This is a genomic window from Microcoleus sp. CAWBG640 (genome assembly GCF_020883015.1).
GTDB classification, from domain to species: Bacteria; Cyanobacteriota; Cyanobacteriia; order Cyanobacteriales; family Microcoleaceae; genus Microcoleus; species Microcoleus anatoxicus.
In genome coordinates, this window is the sequence record NZ_JAHRFC010000001.1 from 39,608 (window position 1) to 62,057 (window position 22,450).

The 22,450-nt window shown below is 43.5% G+C and carries 17 protein-coding genes and 1 tRNA gene; 4 read left to right on the forward strand and 14 right to left on the reverse strand.

Features of this window, described 5'->3' with window-relative positions; genetic code table 11:
• Positions 1–134 precede the first annotated feature (134 nt).
• Positions 135–207: transfer RNA gene (locus tag AAFP11_RS00180), tRNA-Phe, on the reverse strand.
• A gap of 132 nt (positions 208–339) precedes the next feature.
• Between AAFP11_RS00180 and AAFP11_RS00185 the strand changes: the two genes are divergently transcribed.
• The gene (locus AAFP11_RS00185) at positions 340–3,027 is read left to right on the forward strand and encodes a glycosyltransferase family 39 protein (protein ID WP_341735185.1); all 2,688 of its coding nucleotides are present in this window, start codon (positions 340–342) and stop codon (positions 3,025–3,027) included.
• 89 nt (positions 3,028–3,116) lie between these two features.
• On the opposite strand, the gene AAFP11_RS00190 is transcribed toward AAFP11_RS00185, so the two are convergent.
• The 6 genes from AAFP11_RS00190 to AAFP11_RS00215 form a co-directional block, all read right to left on the reverse strand.
• A complete protein-coding gene (locus AAFP11_RS00190) occupies positions 3,117–3,740 on the reverse strand; it encodes a fasciclin domain-containing protein (RefSeq protein WP_341735186.1) in 624 nt (207 codons plus the stop codon).
• 169 nt (positions 3,741–3,909) lie between these two features.
• A complete protein-coding gene (locus tag AAFP11_RS00195) occupies positions 3,910–4,692 on the reverse strand; it encodes an MBL fold metallo-hydrolase (protein ID WP_341735388.1) in 783 nt (260 codons plus the stop codon).
• Positions 4,693–5,155: 463 nt separating this feature from the next.
• Positions 5,156–5,743 carry an aminodeoxychorismate/anthranilate synthase component II gene (locus tag AAFP11_RS00200; protein WP_340518307.1) on the reverse strand — a complete coding sequence of 196 codons (588 nt, stop codon included), beginning with the start codon at positions 5,741–5,743 and terminating at the stop codon, positions 5,156–5,158.
• A gap of 21 nt (positions 5,744–5,764) precedes the next feature.
• Complete coding sequence (locus AAFP11_RS00205; RefSeq protein ID WP_341735389.1) at positions 5,765–6,223, reverse strand: diacylglycerol kinase family protein; 459 nt, start codon at positions 6,221–6,223, stop codon at positions 5,765–5,767.
• 231 nt (positions 6,224–6,454) lie between these two features.
• Positions 6,455–6,991 carry an rRNA maturation RNase YbeY gene (ybeY, locus tag AAFP11_RS00210; RefSeq protein WP_341735187.1) on the reverse strand — a complete coding sequence of 179 codons (537 nt, stop codon included), beginning with the start codon at positions 6,989–6,991 and terminating at the stop codon, positions 6,455–6,457.
• Positions 6,992–7,278: 287 nt separating this feature from the next.
• Positions 7,279–7,500 carry a DUF3285 domain-containing protein gene (locus AAFP11_RS00215; RefSeq protein ID WP_341735188.1) on the reverse strand — a complete coding sequence of 74 codons (222 nt, stop codon included), beginning with the start codon at positions 7,498–7,500 and terminating at the stop codon, positions 7,279–7,281.
• Between the two features lie 411 nt (positions 7,501–7,911).
• Between AAFP11_RS00215 and AAFP11_RS00220 the strand changes: the two genes are divergently transcribed.
• Positions 7,912–8,760, forward strand: a complete 849-nt coding sequence (locus tag AAFP11_RS00220; RefSeq protein WP_341735189.1) for a hypothetical protein — start codon at positions 7,912–7,914, stop codon at positions 8,758–8,760.
• A 17-nt stretch (positions 8,761–8,777) separates the two neighbouring features.
• Here AAFP11_RS00220 and AAFP11_RS00225 read toward each other — a convergent pair whose 3' ends face one another.
• The 3 genes from AAFP11_RS00225 to trpE form a co-directional block, all read right to left on the reverse strand.
• Positions 8,778–9,254 (reverse strand): hypothetical protein, encoded by a 477-nt coding sequence (locus tag AAFP11_RS00225; protein WP_341735190.1) that lies wholly within the window; start codon positions 9,252–9,254, stop codon positions 8,778–8,780.
• A gap of 194 nt (positions 9,255–9,448) precedes the next feature.
• The gene (locus AAFP11_RS00230) at positions 9,449–10,333 is read right to left on the reverse strand and encodes a PhzF family phenazine biosynthesis protein (protein WP_341735191.1); all 885 of its coding nucleotides are present in this window, start codon (positions 10,331–10,333) and stop codon (positions 9,449–9,451) included.
• Between the two features lie 106 nt (positions 10,334–10,439).
• Positions 10,440–11,993 carry an anthranilate synthase component I gene (trpE, locus tag AAFP11_RS00235; protein WP_341735192.1) on the reverse strand — a complete coding sequence of 518 codons (1,554 nt, stop codon included), beginning with the start codon at positions 11,991–11,993 and terminating at the stop codon, positions 10,440–10,442.
• A gap of 13 nt (positions 11,994–12,006) precedes the next feature.
• Here trpE and AAFP11_RS00240 point away from each other — a divergent pair, with 13 nt between their 5' ends.
• Positions 12,007–12,153 (forward strand): hypothetical protein, encoded by a 147-nt coding sequence (locus AAFP11_RS00240; protein WP_341735193.1) that lies wholly within the window; start codon positions 12,007–12,009, stop codon positions 12,151–12,153.
• 8 nt (positions 12,154–12,161) lie between these two features.
• On the opposite strand, the gene AAFP11_RS00245 is transcribed toward AAFP11_RS00240, so the two are convergent.
• Together AAFP11_RS00245 and AAFP11_RS00250 are read right to left on the reverse strand one after the other, a co-directional pair.
• A complete protein-coding gene (locus AAFP11_RS00245; protein ID WP_341735194.1) occupies positions 12,162–13,022 on the reverse strand; it encodes a GNAT family N-acetyltransferase in 861 nt (286 codons plus the stop codon).
• A 165-nt stretch (positions 13,023–13,187) separates the two neighbouring features.
• Positions 13,188–13,613, reverse strand: a complete 426-nt coding sequence (locus AAFP11_RS00250; protein ID WP_340518282.1) for a photosystem I reaction center subunit II PsaD — start codon at positions 13,611–13,613, stop codon at positions 13,188–13,190.
• Between the two features lie 740 nt (positions 13,614–14,353).
• Between AAFP11_RS00250 and AAFP11_RS00255 the strand changes: the two genes are divergently transcribed.
• Positions 14,354–19,777 (forward strand): ATP-binding sensor histidine kinase, encoded by a 5,424-nt coding sequence (locus AAFP11_RS00255; RefSeq protein ID WP_341735195.1) that lies wholly within the window; start codon positions 14,354–14,356, stop codon positions 19,775–19,777.
• Positions 19,778–19,833: 56 nt separating this feature from the next.
• Here AAFP11_RS00255 and AAFP11_RS00260 read toward each other — a convergent pair whose 3' ends face one another.
• Together AAFP11_RS00260 and AAFP11_RS00265 are read right to left on the reverse strand one after the other, a co-directional pair.
• On the reverse strand, positions 19,834–21,822 hold the full coding sequence (locus AAFP11_RS00260; protein WP_341735196.1) for a DICT sensory domain-containing protein: 1,989 nt from the start codon (positions 21,820–21,822) through the stop codon (positions 19,834–19,836).
• A gap of 178 nt (positions 21,823–22,000) precedes the next feature.
• Positions 22,001–22,312, reverse strand: coding sequence for a DUF2973 domain-containing protein (locus tag AAFP11_RS00265; protein WP_340518289.1), 312 nt, complete (start codon positions 22,310–22,312; stop codon positions 22,001–22,003).
• Positions 22,313–22,450: the final 138 nt, after the last annotated feature.

Below are 22,450 nucleotides of genomic sequence, written 5' to 3' on the forward strand. Positions count from 1 at the left end.
TTAGGAAAGCGATGGATTGTTCAGCCAGCCCTGGGTAATTATAAAGGCACGCCCAACCAAGGTCTATCGGAAAATTGGAACTCTGGTAGGATTGTTAACTTCAAACTACCAACTGATATAGCAAATAAGTAAGATGCCAGGAACGAGACTTGAACTCGTGACACGTGGATTTTCAGTCCACTGCTCTACCAACTGAGCTATCCCGGCTTGTTTTTTTACGCTTAACTATCGTAACAGAGAGATCGGGAATTAGCAAGTAGTTTGCTAAAAAAAAATTTCGATCGCGCGGGAACCCCCCGCCTGTAAGCTAAAAGCTGCAACTTAATACCCAAAATCGCAATGGCACGGCAACATCGGGGCAATGAAGACTACAGTCTGCTAGTCCTCGGCATAATTTGGCTGGTGGGGGCGATTAGCGATCGCCTCTGGTTCACCTTCGATCGCTCTGTCCCCGCCTGGGATCAAGCAGAATACCTCACCAGCACCCTGAATTACTTGCAGGTACTCCAACATCCCCAATGGTTATCGGGAGAATGGTGGACCAACTTCTGGCTACTTTCCACCAAAATTCCACCCTTAATTTTTATTGCCACAGTGCCGTTTTTGCGTATATTTGGGACTCGGCCCGATGAAGCAACCTTAGTTTTTTTATTATTTAGTGCCATTCTCCTGGTTTCAGTTTACTGTCTGAGCGTCCAATTATTTAATCGGCAAGTCGGTTTGTGGGCCGCTGCAATTTGTGTAGTTTTACCGGGGCTCTATCGGTTCCGCTTGCAATTTTTACTCGACTATCCTGTCACTGCGGCGATTACTTTGACTTTCTTTTGTCTGACAATGTGGAAGGCTTCAGAAGCCAGAGAGTCCTTCGACTTAGCTCAGAGTACCTTGAGGGAAGAAGTCACCTATGACAGGGATGTTGATGGAAATAGGCGGATGAATTCTCCCAAACAGGGACAAGTTTGGTCTCTTTCTCTATCGTCTTACTTTTGGGCGATCACCTTTGGCATTTCTCTCGGTTTATCCATCCTCGCCAAACACACCACCGTATTATTTCTATTTACCCCCATTGTCTGGTTAGCTGTCGCTACTTTCCGACAAAAAGCTTGGGGAAGATTAGCTCAATTAGTCGGTGCTTTATTACTATCACTGGCAGTATTTGGACCTTGGGCAAAAACCAATTGGCTGTTAATTTTGACCGGGGGAAAACGGGCAACTTTCGATTCGGCGATCGCCGAAGGAGACCCACCGCTCAATACAATCAATGCTTGGATTTACTACGGTCAACACTTACCCGAACAGGTTTCTTGGCCGCTGTTACTCATTCCCTTAGTCGGATTGCTACTTTATTATTGGCGACATCGAGGGCATCTGGGGTCAATTTTTCAGCTTGATTCCTGTCGGTGGCTGGCTATTTTTTGGGTAGGAGCTTATCTCATTAATTCGGTCAATATTAATAAAGACGGTCGCTATGTTGTGCCCTATTTACCAGTTTTATCAATTTTCTTAGCATACTTTTTGACTATGTGGCCCCAAAGATGGGGAAGGCAAATTCGCTGGGGTACAATGGGCTTAGCAATAGTGGCGATGTTGTTTCATATGTGGCCGCTGGGAGGTGCTCTAGGACATAATTTAGTCGAAATGGTGAGTCCGGGAAATTCGAGTTATCCTTACTTTGGCAAAGAGTGGCCGCACCGGGAGGTAATTGCAGAAATTATTCAGACGGAACCTTATTTACAATCGACTTTAGGTGTCTTACCTTCCACACCGGAAATTAATCAGCATAATTTGAATTATTATGGTGCTTTGGCTAATTTTCAGATTTATGGGCGACAGGTGGGGACAAGTTTAAAAGAAGTGCCGCAAGATGTACGATCGCTTTCTTGGTTTGTCACTAAAACGGGAGACCAAGGTTCGATTCGCGAACGGATTAAGACTGCTCAAAATGCAGCGGTGGCTACTATCGAAAAAGGCGATAAATTTCAGTTGCACAAAACTTGGTTTTTGCCTGATTTTACTAATTTGAATCTTTATCGGAAGCGATGGCGGGCTGTGGAAATCCAGCCTTTGAATGAAGCGCGATCGCAAGTACAATTAGAGCAAGTTACTGTTCCAGCCAGAGCAGTTCCCGGTGTTCCGATTCCAGTAACATATATTTGGTCTGGGCCTTGGCGGCAGTTGCAGTCGGGTTTAGTCTTGGTAACATGGAAAAATCGCGGAGGTAGCGAAATCCAACAGCCGGGACAAACTTCTGAGATTTTACACGATCGCGCGATCGCCCAAGGGACTTTGCATCCGGGGATGCTGGAGGCTGATAAATTTGCTGTGGGATTTCGAGTTGTCGATCGCACTGCCATGCTTCCTCCTGCTAATATTGCACCAGGAAGTTACAATCTCGAAGCTACTTATCTGAATCGGAACACCGGAGAAACTTATCCGATGAATGTGGGGACAGTTACTGTTAGGATTGAGCCAGAGCCGGCGAACCAGAAGCAAAACCAGAAGCCGAAGAACCAGAAGCCTGGGAATGAGGATAATCTCGAAAAGGTTGAGTTGGATTTGGTGACTCAATTGAGGACAATGGCTGCTAATTTACCGAAAGGATTGCCCGGTTTAGAACCAGTGTTTGAGCAGATTGGACGCATCAATCAGTACGATCCAACTCAAGATTATACCATACAAGCGGAACAAGCCTTTGAATATCGATTGCAACAACAACCCAATAATCTAGAATTGGCCTATGGGTTGGCATTGTCTAGGGCATTACAACAGAATGTCAATGGTGCGATCGCAGCTTTAGAAAAAGTCACTCAAATCGACTCAAAAAACCCCTACGCCTATGCTTATCTAGCTTTTGTCAACCTTTATGGTTGGCATCCCAAAGCTGCGGAAACTGCCTTAAAACCCGCCATCGTTCTCAACCCAAATCTACCGGAAATTAGAGTATTGAATGGTGTCGCCACACTCTTACAAGGCAATCTGATCCAAGCATGGCAAGATCTACAATACGTGAAAAAACTCAAAATTTAAAAATCCTGTTTGAGTTTTTTCATCAAATAAATTAACTCCTGATTACGCACCCGTTGAGGTGGTTTGTAGTCAGGAATTCACTCCTCCTTCTATTTGGCATCAGCCGGGATCAAAACCTTATCAATTACGTGAATCACGCCGTTGCTAGCTTTGATATCAGCTTTCACAACATTAGCACCCTCTACTGTCACCTTGCCGCCACTAACTACTACCTTCAGGGGGGTTTTTTCAACACTGGTAACATTACCGGATTTCAGGCCAGTAGATAAAACAGCACCAGGAACAACGTGATAAGTCAAAATCTTGGTCAGTTTAGCTTTGTTCGCGGGTTTGAGCAAATCATCCAAAGTGCCTTTTGGTAAAGCAGCGAAGGCCGCATCTGTCGGTGCGAACACAGTGAACGGGCCTTTTCCTTGTAAAGTTGAAACTAATCCTGCGGCTGTTAAAGCCTTGGTTAATGTTTTGAATTGAGCGTCGCCTGATGCAATGGCGACAATATCCTTAGCAGCCATTGTTGATGGTGAAGCCCCTGGCGCTGGGGAAGCAGCGGTTTTGACGTTTCCAGCCACTTGTTGAGTTGAAGTTGCACTAGCAACATTAGTTTTGGCGTTGATGTGCGCCCAAGCTGGGAAACCAATGAGGGCGCTAGCGCCGATTACTCCTGCAAAACCTGTCAGTTTTTTCATCAAGTTAGGTAAATTTTGATTTTTCATTGCGCTTGCATTTCCTTATGACAATAAAACAATGGACTTGAATTCTTTTGTTAGCCTGTTGTGCACAATAGGCAATGGTTGGAAAGGCTGAACTAGAGGTAGAATCTACTTAGATTGTCGATCGCACCAAAACTTCCTTAATATAACGCAACATTCGCAAAAAAGCGGCTCAAGCGCTAAATTTGTAACTCAAAACCTCAATCACCGAACCGCTCGGTGGCAAAGAATTCGATCGAATGGAAATGGTATCATTATTCAATCGACTGACCGGCGTGCCATCCATCAGCGCCAAGAATTCATCTAGTGTGGCCAAATCGCACGCAGCAGCATCAGCAGCTTGGGTTTTGAAGTGTGTGGGAATCACCATCTTTGGTTTGAGAAGTTGCAAAGTTTGCTTTGCTTCGGCAGGAGTATAGGCTTTCGGGCCACCACCGACGGGAATCAGCACTACATCTGGACGCCCGATCAAGATTTGTTCTTCAATGCCGATCGGAGCTGCAACTCCACCGAGATGTAGAATTTTAACACCAGCTTGCTCCCACAGCCAAGCCACATTCACCCCAAATCGCCGTCCTCCCTCGCGGTCTTTTTCCATGCGAATGCCTTGCAGTCGCAGCCCATTTGACTGATAAGACCCCGGTTCGTACAAAAGGCCCGGATTGCCAGAAAATCCGTCTATCGCCCCTTCATCGAGCAACCGACTGCTAATCAGAATCAAATCTGTAGGGACTTTAGGAGATCTATAGCCCGCCGTACAGCCCAGGGGACGAAAAGGATTCACCAGCACCCTTGCACCGCCTCCTGTAAACAAAAAGCAAGTGTGGCCCAACCACTGAACCGACAAAGAATCAGCAGTTTGAGCCAAATAGCTTTCCCATCCAGATGGCAAACCAGTTGCTAAAGCTGCCAGCAAACTTGTCTGTGCGTAACGCATTAATTGTCGCCGTTTCATCTTTTGGTGCTGCGATCGGGTGTTGGTCATTTGTGGTTATACCACAAATTAGGATTTTATCGCTCAATTTGTTTCGGGGGAACCCAACATCACTCAAAATTCAAAATAGACATTTCCCATAATTGTTGTAGCACAGGCATCCCTTCGACTTCGCGGTTCCTGAGCGGAGTCGAAGGGCAGGACACCGCCTGCCTGTTCTTGAAGGGTGCATCTCAATTTGGTAAGGGCGAAGCATTCCGTCAGACAATTTATTAGCAATCGCCAGAGATTTACTGTGGTCATGCTATAGCCCCTAGGAATATAGCAATCCTAAATCATTTGTGAATTTCTTACTCCCGGACCTTCATAAGGTCCGGGTTGGGGTGGGGTAAAAAACTTTACGACTCCTGCAAGGACTGCTATATATTTGCCAAAATGAGATGCACCTGTTCTTGAATATCTTTTTGGGAGATGTCTAATTAAACTAAAGTCGTTCCAAGAAATTGCGTAATAATTGTTTTCCCGAAGTTGTTAAAATGCTTTCCGGGTGAAACTGTACCCCTTCAATATGCGGATATTCCCGATGTCGGACACCCATAATAGTTCCATCTTCTACCCAAGCTGTAATTTCCAAAACCTCTGGACAACTCTGTTTTTCTATAACCAAACTGTGATAACGAGTTGCAGTCAGTGGCGATTCCACCCCGCGAAACACCCCCAATCCCCGATGTTCCACCTGAGAAGTTTTGCCGTGCATTAATATCGGTGCAGAAACTATTTTCCCACCGAATACTTGACCGATACTTTGGTGTCCCAGACACACGCCCAAAATTGGCATAGTCGGCCCCAATTCTTTGATTAATTCTAGAGAAATTCCCGCATCTTCCGGCCGCCCTGGGCCTGGAGAAATCACAACTGCTGCCGGTTGCAATCTGCGAATTTCTGCTAGAGAAATTTGGTCGTTGCGGTAGACTTGTACCTCTTTTGCTACTGGCAATTCAGCACCTAGTTCTCCTAGATACTGTACCAAGTTGTATGTAAAACTGTCGTAGTTATCGATGACTATAATCACGGCTTAACTTTAATTTGAGGTCTAATTGGCGATGGCTAATTGAATCACTGTCCAAAAAGGAGGTAGCAAAAGTGCCACCGCGACGATCGCCGCCGCCATTGCCGATACCAGTACCGCCCCAGCAGCGCAGTCCTTGGCAATTTTCGCCAGTTCGTGGTAAGATTGTCCTACAGTCAAGTCTACCAGGGATTCGATCGCCGTATTCAACAATTCCATTGCCAAGACTATACCAATCGTAATGCCGATCACGGATATTTCCACAGGCTTCAGGTGTAAGAATACCCCAAGTCCGATCGCCAGAGTGCCAATTACCGTGTGGATGCGAAAATTACGCTGAGTTTCAAAAGCGTAACTCAAGCCAGCCCAAGCATATCTAAAACTAATCGCTAAGCTAGATGCTATTTTCCAGGACAGTTCTCGATTGTATTTTAATGCTTTTTTTGACCCATTGACTGTCTGATTGGAAGAGTCTGGAGGCATGGTTAGAAGCTGTGCAATATTTGATACTTTTGACTGTTGCTCTAGTGTCATAAACAACCAACTTTATATGATAAAGACGAGTACGTTTGAAAGATGAAAGATTGACTTGATAACAGTCTCCATAACTTTCCTAGGTCTTTACTCTAAAATTGATGTAATTTCCGAAAGTTATGCTTGAGTTTCTCTGATTGGTCAACTCATCACCAGCCTAGTCTATCCAATTTCAAATTCCTATAATGGTGTCTGGATCACAATATCGATTGCTTGTAGCAAAGTTTCCTGTCGATCGAGCATTTGGATTAAACTTTCTTCATCAGGGTGATCCCATCCCAAAAGATGTAGAAAGCCGTGGGCTGCAAGCCAAGCTAGTTCAGTCTTCAGCGGATGTCCTTGTTGCTGGGCCTGTCGGTTGGCAGTATCGATGGAAATTACGATATCACCCAAGTATAGAGGTTCAGATGACATTTCATCTGACCCAGGACAGTCTACTTCTAAAGCCGCAAAAGCTAGTACATCAGTCGATCGATCCTGGTGGCGGTACTGAGAATTCAGCGATTGCATTTCCTCATCCCCTGTCAGACGCAGACTCACTTCATAGCCAGGGGCAGCAGGCACATCCTCATGCTGATTTTCCAGCCAAACACCAAACCAAGTTTCCCAAGTTTCGGCGGCAATCTCCCCGCTAGCTGCACTCTGAGGTTCCTGGGAATTATCAGCAGACTGTTGGGCTAGCCCATAACAGTCTTCCACATTCACCTCTATAATCATTTTTGGCGTTTCCTGTCAAGCATTTTTATCAGTAATTTTTAGTAAAATCTCAGATTGTGCGATCGAGTTCAGAAACTTTTGGCTTTTAGCAGGAACGATACAATAATTTGTCGAAGATTGCAAGATTCCGAAACTGCAATTAGCTTAACTCCCCAATCGTCAAAAATCAAAATAGAAATTAAAAAACCCGGTTTCTGGCGATCGCCCTCCAGCTACAATCAGGCAATCACCCAAATCAACCGAGTTTTGGCGTCGGGAAATTAGCAACACACTACTGAAAACCGGATTTAAGAATTGAAATATCGATCGACACAAGCCAAAGCCACCAGTACGCCCAAAAGCCCAGCAGCAGTCAACGCAAAATGAAACAGAGAAGTCGCCCGCTTCCGCACCATATTCCGCATCGCCAGCTTGACATAACTCGGCGCAGGTGGAGCACCAGCAGAGGTTGGCGGGATTTCGGAGGCGGTTTCTTCAGAAGTTGTTGGGATAGAAGGAGGTTGAGTCATAGTTTCAATTTATAAGTTTCAGGCTAAGTTTCAGGGAGTGGGACAGCCAGGGGGTACAGCCCCTACACGGAATGAAAGCGCCGTGCTCTGGTAGGGGCGGTGGATGGTGCGTGGGTATCCTCTGTAGAGGCGATCGAATTCAATGCAGCCTCCTAAAAAATTGGTATAACACAACCAAACACCAGAAATCAATGCAAACCCAAACCAATAAATCTAATCATTAACAGGATTTGACCTAGGGTAAAAATTTTTATTGAAATCTGAATAATGCCGATGCTACCGGATTTGATCAGAAAATCTCTCCAACCCGCCCTACCCTGCAAGTTTTGTAAAAATTAATTTGCTGGGGCGGATTTATGTGTATTATTTTTAGTCATCAAATATTGTTGCTAAAATCCGCCATACCACATAATGAAAAAAACAAAATTGGATTTTGTAGATTCTAAGACTGGAAGACACTTGCTAGATGCCATCTATGAAAAGTTTGCCAAACCTCAACTGCATGATACTTTCAAACCCAGTAATCCTTCAATTTATGTGCGACACGACGTGGGAGAAATTATACATGATTATCTAGTAGAAAAAGTGTTTGAACATCCTGAGACAGGTTTTTATGCGGAAGCTAGAGTTCCTGTTTCTATTAATAATCCATCGGTTTTGGTGATTCGGGGTTATGGTTCATGGTATCCTTTCGAGCGCGTTTTGGAAGATACGCCAGATGTGTTTATATCACAAGTGGAACGACAGTTAAAAGGCGCGGAAATCGCGGGTGCTATTGATTGGATTAAGCAGCAGTTTACTAGGGGAAATTCTGCGGATGTTATTGGAGAAAGTTTGGGCGGGAAAGTGGCTCAACAAATAGTAGTAAAATACCCCGATTATATTCGATCTACTGTCACTTTTAATGCTTTGGGGGTTTCGGAAAAGTTAGTTAAAACTTCTACAGCTACGAAAGTTTTTCATTACTTTACTTTAGGCGAAAGGTATGCTTTTTGGGCAAATGGAGGCGATTATATACCGGGAACAATTTTGATAGTTTCCCAGAAGGGCGAAAACTGGTGGTATAAGATAGAAGAGGCGATCGTCCGCAAGGCCACTTTTAATGGCAAGTTTCGGAAACGGCGAGTATTGATGGTATTATTGGCTCAGTTAATTTTGCTAAATAGACATAATGCGATCGTCCTACACCGACGAAAACCAGTGGTAGTTCAGATCGATCGCACTCAATTACAAATTTTCCGAAAAAACCGCTTTACCTAAACTCGCGCCAAATCGCTTCATACCGCCGATGGCTGATTTTCGCGGGCTGCTACGGCGAGTACCAAACAAAGTGCTGCAACCGCTTTTTCCCATTCTTGCTTAAGTTCAAGGGGTGTCACATCCTTAAATATACCAACTAAACGAGGGATCGATCGTTCTAATGCCGGTCTAGGAATCGATTTGTGCAACTCAACTAAACGAGTTAAACTTTCTTGATTTCTCAAAAAACCGACTACCCATTTAGTAGTATGATCTGGACTGTCAGGGACTTTTTTAATGCTTAGTTCAGTTTGTAACCAGTCGTAAAAAGGTGGGAGATGTTGGGCTAAAACTGCCCCAGCAGTAGGTAAGCTTTCTTTGAGTAAATTAGTATCGAGACTTCCCAACAGTTGACTGAGCTCCGGTGAATCTAGCAAAGTGGTTAATGGAAGTGAAAGCAGGGCTTCTGAAGCTTCTGGGGATAAATTTAAACACCGAGAAAATGTTTCTAGCATCGGAAAGTATCTGGTAAAGATGACACTTTCATTATCCCACTAACGCGCATCAATGAATATGAGCTAGCTCATATTAACAGAAGTTATGCACAGAATTTGTGGCCGGGGCGGGTTTACAAGATTGTTGGTTTTTGACCATTCTGGTTGGTAAAACCCGCCCCTACAGGTATTTACGATTATTTAAGTTGCGGATTCTACACAAATTCCCCCTTAGCAACCATCACCACTTTTCCGCCTACCAACACTTCTATTTTTCCTGCATTTTTCGCTGATTGCAACAACAGCAGTGAAGGTCGATCGATCTCATAACCTTGCTCGACTCTCACATTAATCTTTTCTGCCCTATAATAAGCATATTCGACCAAATATCCAGCTAAACAGCCATTGGCACTCCCCGTTGCCGGATCTTCGGGAATTCCTAAATAAGGCGCAAAAACTCGGACGCTCAAGTCATTAATATCATTGTAAGTCTCTGGACAAAATATTAAAATTTCTGTGGCTTCTGTGGTCTCAATCAGCTCAGAATATTGCTCTAAGTTGACTTTGGCTTTCTTGAGCGAGGCTAGGTTTTTGAGCGGTACTATTATAAATGGTACTCCCGTGGAAACTTCTTGAATTGGGAATTTTTCATCTATTTCATCGACTTCTAAATTCAGCACCCTTGCGAGTATGGCGGCTGATAAAACTTGACCAAAGGTAGGCGCTTTTTGTCGCATCCATAAAATATCTGGGACTGCATTGTGATAGCTGAAAGTAACGGGAATTTGAGCGACTGCTAGATTTAAAATAACTTGTTCTACAGGTTGATTGATAATCTGTTGCTGCAAAACGAATGCTGTTCCTAAAGTGGGATGACCGGCAAAGGGCAATTCTTTTTTTGGGGTGAATATCCGCACATCGTAGCCCCCGTTTTGTTGTTGGGGCGATCGCACAAACGTAGTTTCTGAATAATTAATTTCCCTGGCTATCATCAGCATTTCGCTCTCCGATAGCTGTGCAACTCCCGCACCGCAAAAGACTGCTAGCTGGTTGCCAGCATATTTTGACTCGGCAAATACGTCAACTATGTAAAAATTCATAATTATGTCTCTGGGCTTTATGCTTTAATTCTTAAGTATTTTCTCGTTACCAGGCAAAGCCTGGTAACGCAGATCCAGAGGCTCCGCCTCGCCAATATCCAATGCTCTATTTCAAACAACGAATTGCTTGCAACATCCCCCTAGCTTTATTCAGGGTTTCCTCATATTCCATTTCTGGGTTAGAATCCGCCACCAAACCAGCACCTGCTTGCACAGAAACCGAATGTTGATCAGCACCTAAAGAGCGCACAACCATAGTCCGAATCGCGATCGCACTATTCAACTGTCCCTCAAAATCATAATACCCATAAACCCCAGAATAGGGTCCCCGGCGGCAACCTTCCAATTCATGTACAATCTCCATCGCCCGAATCTTGGGAGCACCACTAACCGTACCCGCCGGAAAACCAGCCTTCAACAAATCCCAAGCAGTCTTATCCTCAGCCAATTCTCCGATGACATTACTCACAATGTGCATCACATGAGAATAACGCTCAATTCCCATTAATTCATCAACCTTTACCGTACCGCTGCGGCAAACTCTACCCAAGTCATTTCTGCCCAAATCAACTAACATGACGTGTTCCGCAATTTCTTTCGGATCTTGCAATAATTCAGCAGCCAAAGCATCATCTTCTTGAGCAGTTTTACCCCGGCGACGAGTACCGGCGATCGGGCGCAAAGTTGCGATTCTCTTGCCATCTTGCGTGTTTTCTGCCTTCACCATAATCTCTGGACTGGAACCGATAATCTGCCAATCTTTGAAATTGAAATAAGCCATGTAGGGAGAAGGATTAATCAAACGCAAAGAGCGGTAAAGTGCAAAAGGATCGCCACTGTATTCAGATTCCAGTCGCTGGGAAATCACTACCTGAAAAATATCTCCGGCTTTAATATAATCCTTAGCTTTTAAGACATTGGCACAATACTTTTCGGGAGTAGTATTGCTGGTATAACTCAATTCTGTTTCGGTATTTCCGGTGGGGGAACTGGCATCTTGCCCGTTATTGGGAGGAGTCCATTCTATGAGAGTAGATTGCTGGGAAAGCGGGGATTTGAGTTTATCAACTAACTGAGAAACGCGATCGCACGCTTGGTCATAAGCCTCGACCAAATCCACTCCAACCTCACGCAAATCTGCATAGGCTACGGCCCAAATCTTCCGTTTCACCTGATCGAAAATCAACAAATTATCCACCTGCATCCACAACCCATCGGGCAAATCTTTCTCTCCAGCCGGATAGACAGGAACACGCGGTTCAATCCACTTAATTAATTCATAACCCCAAAACCCAAACAACCCCCCAATTCCCGCTGGTAACTGTGGCAATTTCACCGGTTGATAAGACTGCAAACATTCAGTTAAAGCCACAAACGGATCGCCGCTAAATACTTTTTGGGAACCATCGCGGTAAACTTGAGTTGTTTGCGATCCCTTTGCCTCCAAAATCCACAACGGATCGCACCCTAAAAAACTATAACGCCCAATTTTTTCCCCACCTTCGACGGACTCTAGCAAAAAACTGTAAGGTTGACCGGCACATACCCGATACCACGCAGAAACTGGCGTATCTAAATCAGCCACCCATTCTTGATAAACAGGGACAAAATTGCCTTGTTTTGCCAGTTCGGAGAATTGTGAGAATTCGGGGAATATCATAGGGAGAAGGAAGATGGAAGAAGGAAGATGGAAGATGGAAGAAGGCCCTTCGACTCGGCGATCGGGTACAAAGAAGGATGAAATAAAATGCAATAATAGCAATATTATCAGCGATTTAGAAATTCTTAACCGTCTTGGCGGTTGCTATACTAAACTTTAATTAAATAATCAATAAAGATAGGACGGAAGGACACATCCCACAGGTTGCTGGTACTCACCAACTGCCATCACCGCCAGCGGCTTGAGGGCGCGCAGCCCCTCTTGCAAACACCAGCGAAACAAACCTGCATAGCGCACCGGCAAGTGAAAACAAAGCACTTCTCCGGGACTATAGGCTGCCGCCCCTAACAGCAAAGCCTGCATATCGGCTGCTGTTTCGGCGACGCTGTGACCGAAAGTAGATACCGCACAAGTATAGGCCACAATCCGGCCTTGTTTGGTGGTAACTAAGGGAGAAAGGTGATTCAGGGCGTATTCAATCTCGCAAGTGCGCTCGCACCCAGACACTCTATTACACAAAGCCTGACATTCATCTATATCCTCACTGCTGAGCGGCCGTACCTCAAAGTCATACTGGGGCAGACTGCTAAACATCCCCTCCATCAATACCAAAGGTTCTTTCACCTCAAAACCCAGAGAAATGTAGAGTGACAAGGATGCCAAGTTAAAAGATTCTTGAACCAAACGAATACCAGGAGCCTCTTTTCCCTGTTCCAGCAAGGCTTTCATGATTTGCCTTCCTGTTCCTTTTCCTTGAAAAGTGCGATCGACACTAACAGGTCCAATGCCACGAATCGGGTTGCGTTCGTCCATGAAACCGCAGCCGACAACCTCACCGGAGTTTTCAGCTACAATGTCAAAATACGATGGGCTGTGGATTAAAATATCGGTGATTTCGGTGGCAAAATCCAGTGTGGGAAAATCTGTTGGGAATTTATGGCGATCGGAAATACCTTTAAAAGCTTCATAATTAATCCGAGCGCAAGCATCAATATCCTGATGAGTTGCTCGCCTGATTTCTACCGTCATTTTGGATAATTATTAATTTAATTTGCGATCGCACAAGGAGTTTGTAGTTGCGCTTAGGCGAGATAGAAACAGCCTGTCGCGCCCAAGTGCTACTACAAACCAGAAAATACAAGCTGAGCTTTTCTGGAAATACTACCCGTTCGAGCTCAGCGATTCCCTCAAAACCTAAACTTCGTAGGTCTTTTTACCCGTGAACTTCACCTTAATCGGGTTAGGATTGCTGCCAATATTGCGGTCAACCTTACCGTTGTATGGACGACCTTCGTTCACCTTTTCAGGGAACACGCCATCCTTGGGATGCAGGTACTCATTAGAACCGTCGGGAAATACACGGTAAATCTTGTAGTTGGAGATTTTGAATTTTGCCCGCAGTTGTTGGCCGCCTAAAGCAATGCACTGCTCCTTCCGGGGCAGATACAGCAGGTTGTCGCCTTGACGCATGATTGCAGCGCCGCCTGTCGGCATTTCAAACACCTGTTCCTTGGGGCTAGTCCAAGTGATCGCGTACTTCTCTTCAACTAGCGCCTTAGTCAGCAAGCCGCCGGTGCTGCCGCCGAAGATAGGGGGTTGTCCAGTGAGTTCTTCTGCCATAGATATATCCAAAGGATTTTTAGGGCATCCTATCACCTGGGTGTTACCCTTCTCTCGAAATTGTAAGGAAAGTTAACAGTTTTTTGACGAGGGATATTTTATGATAATTCAAAATATCCAATTAAGATTGGAGATTTGGCAATTGCCACCGCAGCCGAAAAACAGAATTTGACAGTATAGAATCATCATTAAATAAGAATTTAAAAACAGCTATTGCTAGGGTCAGTTGGGGAGATTTTGTAAAACCAGCCCTAGCCAAAAAGCACCTAACTCCTGTGGGTACTAACGCCTCATTTATTCCTGGGGCTACTTTGGGCATTTTTCAAATTTTCCAAGGCTCAAATTTTTCCCCTCGATTGGTTGTTGCTGTGAAGAAAGTTTTGAGTTATAATTTCTAGACCTATTATCTTGGGAACTATGTATATTTCCCACTTAAAATTTATGGCGATCGCGTAAGTAAGGGGCCAGCCAGCGCCGAAAGGCAAAAACAGGTGTTTCCTTGATGACAAGCTACGAGGAAACCAATGTAAAGAATGTTCAGATTCTGCGATTCTTGGTTGCTTGGTCTGGTAGCTAGCCAAAATACCCAGTTTCTACGTAAGTATTTTTTTGGGTTTCGAGGAACTAAGATACCTTTGGCCAACTTATGTTCACACCAGCCGAGTGCCCATAGTTGAACTTGACGGCATATCTGGCATTCTATAATAACAAACCAATCTACCCAATTGAAAGGACAAACCATGTTCCCAGCTTCAGGATTTTCTGGTTATGAGCTCCAAGAAATCATCCACCAAGGAGCTCACACAGTTATCTATCGCGCGGTATCGAAAGCCGATGGACAGTTTGTGATTCTTAAAGTTTTAAACACCGACTGTCCCACCTTAGACCAGCTCGCTAGACTCAAGCACGAGTATCAAATTACTCAACATCTAGACTCTGAACACATCATCAAAGTCTATGGTATTGACAATTTTCAAAATTGCTTATTATTAATTTTAGAAGATATGGGAGGGCGATCGCTGAGAAAATGGATGACAAGCCTAGGTTATCGCTCCAATCCCCAAGCTCAAACAATAGAAAACATACCATGGCAAGATTGCGAATTATCGATCGCCCAGTTTCTAAATATTGCGGTGTCCTTGTCAAAAGCTTTAATTTGCATTCATACAAATAAAATTATTCATAAAGATATTAAACCTGCTAATATTATCATTAATCCTGAAACAGAACAAGTAAAACTTACTGATTTCAGCATTGCTTCTCGGTTAAACAAAGAATATCCCAACTTAAAAAATCCCGATCGACTAGAAGGCACTCTCGCCTATATGTCCCCAGAACAAACTGGGCGGATGAATCGAGAGCTAGACTACCGCAGCGATTTTTATTCCCTAGGTGTCACCTTTTACGAACTGTTGACAAAACAATTACCATTTCAGAGCAACGAACCCTTAGAAATGGTACACTGTCACATTGCCAAACAACCGACACCCATTCAAGAATTAAAGCCAAATATCCCCCCATTTATAGCACAAATTGTCGCCAAACTCATGGCAAAAAATGCTGAAGACCGCTATCAAAGCGCCACAGGATTGTTAGCAGATTTAGAACTGTGCCAAAATCAAATTAAAAGTCATGGTAGAGTTTCAGACTTGATCCCCGGCCAATTTGATGTTAGAAGCCAGTTATCCATACCTCAAAAACTATACGGACGAGAAAAACAAGTCGAACAACTGTTGCAAATATTCGATCGAGTGAGCAAAGGTGGTAGTGAAATTGTGATGGTATCGGGATATTCAGGCATTGGGAAATCAGTATTAGTCCAGGAAATTATGCGGGATTCAACTCGCAATCACGGCTATTTTATCTCTGGTAAATTCGACCAGTTTAAGCGAAATATTCCCTACACCTCTTTCAATCAAGCCATGAGGAGTTTGGTCAATCAAATTTTAATGGAAAGCCAAACTCAGTTAGCCCAATGGCGAAAAACACTACTGAACACTTTGGGTGTCAATGCTCAAGTTGCGATCGATGCTATCCCCGAATTAGAGTTAATTTTAGGCCCGCAACCTCCCGTACCCGAACTTGGTGTGATTGAATCTCAAAATCGATTCAATCGAGTCATGCAGCAGTTTATCCACGCCATAGCAACTGCGGAACATCCTTTAATCTTATTTCTCGATGATTGTCAGTGGATAGATGCTGCAACAGTCAAGATGTATCAAGAAAATTGCATCGCCCGAAACCCTTACTTGCTAGTGATTAATGCCTATCGAGATCGTGAAGTCAGTCCCACCCATCCCTTGATGCTAGCAAATGATGCCCTTCGGGCTACAGGAATTTCGATTACAGAAATTCAATTAAAACCCTTGACAATTTATCAGATAAACCAATTAGTATCTCAAAGCCTGAATTGTACTTTAAAAAAAGCTGAAATTCTGAGCAATTTATTGTTAGAAAAAACCGGAGGAAATCCCTTTTTTGTCAAACAACTGCTGAAGTCATTACATCAAGATGGCTTCCTAAAATTTAATCCAACCCAGGAGGAATGGCAGTGGAATATTCAACAAATTCAGCAGCAGAAAATCTCGGAAAATGTGGTTGATTTGATGGTTGAAAAAATTCAAAAATTGTCAGTTGCTACTCAAAAAATTTTACAATTAGCTGCTTGCATAGACAATGAATTCACTTTAGAGTTCTTGTCGATAGCCAGCGAAAAATCTTTAACTGAAACAGTGCGAGAGTTGTGGGAAGCACTGCAAGTAGGTTTGATTTTACCTGTAGATAATAACTATCGAGTCGCGCAAGTATTGGATGGGCAGGAGTTGGAAAAATTGGACAAAACAGTCGCAAAGGTGCGCTATAAGTTCTTGCACGATCGAGTGCAACAAGCAGCCTATGTGATGATTCCTGATGCGCAGAAACAACCAGTTCATTTGAAGTTAGGACGTTTGTTATTGCAGAACACTAATGAAGCCGAACGCCAAGAAAAAATCTTTGATATTGTCAATCATTTCAACTTGGCTCGCGGGTTGATTTCTAGCGATGAAGAATTTTATCAATTAGCACAACTCAATTTACAAGCAGGAAACATGGCTAAATCTGCTTCAGCTTTTGAAGCGGCAAAGACTTTTTTTGAAACTGGATGCAACACTTTACCAGCCTCAAGCTGGCAAGATAATTATACCTTAACTTTAGAATTAAATATAGCACGGGGTGAAGCAGAATATTTGAATGGGAATAATGATGAAGCTTTAATTATTTTTGATGAAGTTATTCCTAGGACTAAAAGTTTATTATCACATTGCTTGATCGATGAATTAAAAATGACTTGTTTGCGGATGAAAAATGATTTGTCGGCTGCTTACAAGTTAGGTGTGGAAACATTACAATCTTTGGGTGTCGAATTTGAAGCTTACCCAGATGAGGATTTTTTAGCTAGTGAATTAGCCAAAACGAAGGCGATGATTGGCGATCGGGCGATCGCCGATTTGGCAGATTTACCCCTACTCACCGATCCGCTAAAACTCGCAGCCCACCGGATTTTGAAAGAACTGTTCCCCATCGCCTATTTTACCAATCCCAACGCTCAATTTCTCTGCGCGCTCAAGTTAGTGCAAGGGAGTATTGAGCATGGTAATTGCCGAATTTCCGCCTTTGGTTACACTTTGTATGCCTTTACTTTAATCACTAAATATCGTGAAATTGAGGCTGGGTGTGCAGCGGCAAAACTCTCGCTCAATCTCTACGAAGCTTGGAATATTAAAGAGTTAGGAGCTTGTATTTTCCATATGTGGGGGGCTTTAACCTTGCATTACATTGAATATATAGATGAGGGCAAGTTGTTGATGCTGAAAGCGTTTAATAATGGTATAGAAACAGGTGCTTACCAGTGGTCTGGCTATGCTTCCATTAATTATGTATGGAGTTGTTTTTTTGGAAATGAATCTCTACAAAAAACCACAGAAATTACGGATAAATTTATCCCGGTGTTGTCAAAAATCGATCGCAATATGTTAGCCTATCACTTGTTGAACAAAAATGCGATCGCCCAACTTACCTGCACCTTAGAAGCCGCCCAGATACCTCAAACTTTTATTGATGATGAAGCGCTGTTAAAATTTGCTGAATCCTCTGCCGATCTGACTACGATTTTTGTAATCTATCTTTACAAACTGACTATTGCTAACTGGTTTGGTGACGTCCATCTAGCCTTAGAATATGCCCTGGATGGGGCGGAATTTTTGAAAGGTGGTGCCGGTCATTTTGTCAATCCTGTTTTTCGTTTTCATTACGCGATCGCTCTGGCTTCAGGTGCCACAAATGCCAGCGATCGCGATCGTCAACTATACCGAGAACAACTCAACATCAGCCTCGAAGAATTTCGAGATTTGGCGCAACATTCCCCAGCCAACTATCAACACAAATATTTATTAATCTACGCAGAAATAGAGCGACTATCAGGAAATAATTATGCAGCAGCAGAATATTACGACCAATCCATCGCCTCAGCCCTGGAAAATGGATTTATCCAAAATGCAGCCCTAGCCAACGAACTAGCCACCCGCTTTTATTTAGCACAAAATCGGTACAATGTCGCCAAATTTTATCTTAATGATGCCCGTTTTTGCTATCTGCAATGGGGTGCTACTGCCAAAGTTAATCAATTAGAAAACTCCCATCCTGATTGGTTTCAAAAAATATCCGATAATCACATAACAGTTACTACCACTGCCAGTACCTCTACCGATGGTAACATTTTAGATGTAGGAACAGTAATGAAAGCATCCCAGACTATTTCTAGTGAAATAGTCTTAGGAAAATTATTAACAAAACTGCTGCATATTATTTTAGAAAATGCGGGAGCTGAAAAAGGAGCTATTATTCTCGAAAAAGATGGGGAACTTTCCATAGAAGTCTTGGATACTCACAAGCAAAATTCTCGCATCTTCCACGAGCCAACTTTATTAAAAAACAGTTCAGAACTGCCAATTTCTGTCATTCAATATGTGGTGATGACTCAGAAAGCAATACTTTTGACCAATGCAGCCAAAGAAACCATTTATCAAGCGGATTTATATATTCAAAAAACTAGACCAAAATCGCTTTTGTGCGCCCCTATTCTCTATCAGGGTAAGTCCATTGGTGTAGTTTATTTAGAAAACAATCTGGTGGTGGGTGCATTTACAAAGGAGCGATTGAAAATGTTACAAATATTGACATCCCAGGCGGCAATTGCCATTGAAAATGCCCGTCTCTATGCTGGCGAACAAGAAAAATCTCGTGAGTTAAAAGCCGCAGTGATTCAACTGCAACAAACTCAAGCACAATTAGTTCAAACTGAAAAAATATCTCAACTTGGACAACTGGTGGCTGGAGTTGCTCACGAAGTCAATAATCCCGTTGGTTTCATTTCTGGAAATTTGCACCACGTTCAAGAATATATTGATGATTTGATTAATTTGCTCAATCTTTATCAACAAAAATTTCCCGAACCTGGACAAGAAATTGAAGATGAAATTGAGTCTATCGAACTAGAATATCTATTAGAAGATTTGCCCAAAACCACGGCATCCATGAAATTGGGAATCGATCGCATTCGCGATATCATGCAATCCCTCCGCAACTACTCCCGCACCGACACCGCTGAAAAAAGAGCCGTTGATATTCATGAAGGAATTGAAACTACTTTGATGATTTTGTCTCACCGACTGAAAGCCAAGCAAACTCGACCAGCAATTAAAATCCTTAAATATTATGGTGAGTTACCAAAATTACAATGCTATCCAGGACAAATGAATCAAGTATTTATGAACTTGATTGCTAATGCAATTGATGCTTTGGATGAATCTAATGTGGGCAAAACCTATGCACAAATAGATAAAAATCCCAATAAAATTACCATTTCTACTTTCGGAATTTCCCAAAAAGCAGGACAAACAATGGACACCTTGGTAATTCGGATCGCCGATAACGGCTTGGGAATGCCAGAAAGCGTGCTCGAAAAATTGTTTACTCCATTTTTTACCACTAAAGTAGAAGGGGAAGGAACGGGATTGGGCTTGTCTATTTGTTATCAGATAGTAACCGAAAAACATGGAGGGAGTTTGGAATGTTTTTCATCGGTGGGGAAAGGAACGGAATTTGTAATTAGTATTCCGATGTAGTTAGTGGTTATTTGTAGGACAACCAAATTATTCAAAAAGTCCGGTATCTCGGTATTTTATACGGTGGGAATAGTGAAATGAAATTCACTCCCTTTATCTTTTCCTGGGGAATCTACCCAAATTTTACCTCCCCAGCCAGCCACAATCTGTTTGCAAATTGCTAATCCTAAACCTGTACCGCCGGCACTGCGGCGCAAAGCTCCTTCTTCTTGATAAAATCGATCGAACACTACTTTTAAACTATTCGCCTCTATCCCTCTCCCCGTATCCGCTACCAGCACTTCCACCATCCGATAACCGTTACAATGAGCTCGAACCGTCACGCTTCCCTGGGGTGTGGTGAATTTGCAAGCGTTATCTAACAGTTTGGAAAGCACTTCTACCAACCACTCGCCATCAGCTTGCACTAAAGGCAATTCTGCGGATACATCAGTGATAATTTCCGGCAATTTTCTATCAAAGGAACGAGCTCTAACGCTGCTGAGGGCTAAATCTACGCATTCTTGCAAGGTTAGTGATTCCACATTCCATTCCACTCGACCGCTTTCTAAGTGGGAAAGAGTGAGGAAATCCTGGACGAGTTTCCGCATTCTATCGGCATCGCCTAGGGCTGTTTCTAACATAATTTTCCGCAATTCTGCTGGCATATCTGGTTCGGAATTCAAACTTTCTAGACATACTTGAATCGTAGACAGGGGAGTGCGGAGTTCGTGTCCGGTGATGGCAATGAGATTGCTGCGAGTGCGGTCTAAGGCTTCTAATTGTTGATTGAGTTCTTCTAAATTAGCGTAGGTTTCTGCTTGAATTAAGGCCGAACCGAGTTGAGTAGCGATCGCCTCTACTAGAGCCAGTTCATCTTCTTCCCAAGCCAAAGTCGATCGACACTGGTGCATTTCCACCATCCCCAAAATCCGCCCATGATAAAGCACAGGCACCATTAACCACGAGACAATTTCCCACTGTTGGACAGTCTTTTGTAGGGATTTGGTATTGACAATCAGCGGATGTTGTGCTGTATCTTGAATGTAAACTCGCTCTTGGTTTGCCACCGCATCACGAAATATCGGATTTTCCTGCAAGGGCCAAGTCTGATTTAGCAGGGAATTAGTGCTGGGGCGCAAAAATTCGCGCTCGATTTTAGTAGCAATATCTGTCGCTTTGCAGCGATAAATCAAACAGCGGTTGGCTGACAAAGCTGTACCCAGTTCTTGCACTGCTACTTCCACTATTTCTTGAGGATTTAGCGATTGCCGCATGGCTGTTGTGATCGTATTCACCAAGCGTTCTTTGCGTTCTTGGGCCGCGATCGCACCGTAGGCTTTTAGCAGTTTATGTTGACCAGCTTGCAAGTAAGTCACCAAGCGTTCGGTAAAAGCATCGCTGAGTTTAGGATTGGGAATTTTGGCAGTTTTCCCTAAAGTTTTCTCTGGTTTTGCAGCTTTGGTAGTCTCGGCTTTCCGGGATTTTTTCGGTTTTTTGACCAGATTATAAGTGGTTTGTGCTCGTTCGATCTTTTCGGCTAATTCTGGGCGATATTTGACAATGCGATCGAGCAGCAATTGGGCTGCTTTGCAACTTACATCCCGATCGAAAGTCCAAATTCCCTCAAATCTACGAGCTTGATCCATCAATAGTAGTTCCCCCTCATCCTGATTTTCCAGAGGGATAAATTTTTCTTTACAAATCAGACAAGTTGAGTAGTTTTCTCCGATGACCACTAAATGCCACTCTTGACTTAATCCATCCCGTGGATCGAAAGCCACAGTTTCGTAAAATTCCGAGGAGTTTTTAAAGTCCGTTTCCGGTGCTGCTAGCACGTATACCTGAGATGAGCGATCGGAAATACGCCGATAGCGGTGAGCTTCCTGGCGATAAAATCGCTCTCGCTGAAAACTAGCAATGACTAACGGTTCATCAGAACCTGCCAAAACCAAGTCTTCCATCGCGTGAGACAGCGCTGTCATGGAAGATTTGAAATAAATTTGGGCCCGTAGCTGGGGCAAAGCTTGCAGAAGTTCTGCGAGTAATGAAATAGGGACGATCATCTAGCCTTAAGCGAGCATTTTTGCCGATGACAAAACGGGAGCGATCGACACTTTAGATCGATCCCTTTTTAGTATCTCTCAAAAAACACCACTAATTAGCCATTACTTACAAACTAACGGTTAATTATTTTTTTCTGACCCCGATCGCGTAAGTATAAATGCTGTGCCTTTCACCGAATCATACGAGCTCGCCACCTTCGTCGCTGCCGCCGGGAGATGATTTGTAGAGAGCATCCAATTGTTCGCGGGCATCTTGTACACTAAGCGAACGCATCACTAACAGGGGCTCGTTCACAATGTTTCCGTATTCATCTAAAAGTTCGGGATGCGGCACACTTTGAGAGCGAGAAGAGGATGCGTAACGATGAGGATGTCTAAATTGTTGAGGGCGCTGGGACTCCATCCCCACCGTGACTAAACTGCGGATTAAGTTACCGACGGCCAGAAAAGCAAGAACGGTAAAAGCTAGGATATAAAGCAGATGTAACATGATTTTTTCCTCCGGGCTAAACAGCCACACAGCAATTTACAAATGTGTTTCAGCAATTAATAAATTATTAACTGGAAATCTTGTTGAGGTTGTCAAGTCTGCTGCCCATATTTCCTTGGTTGGGGATTTGACAGCGCG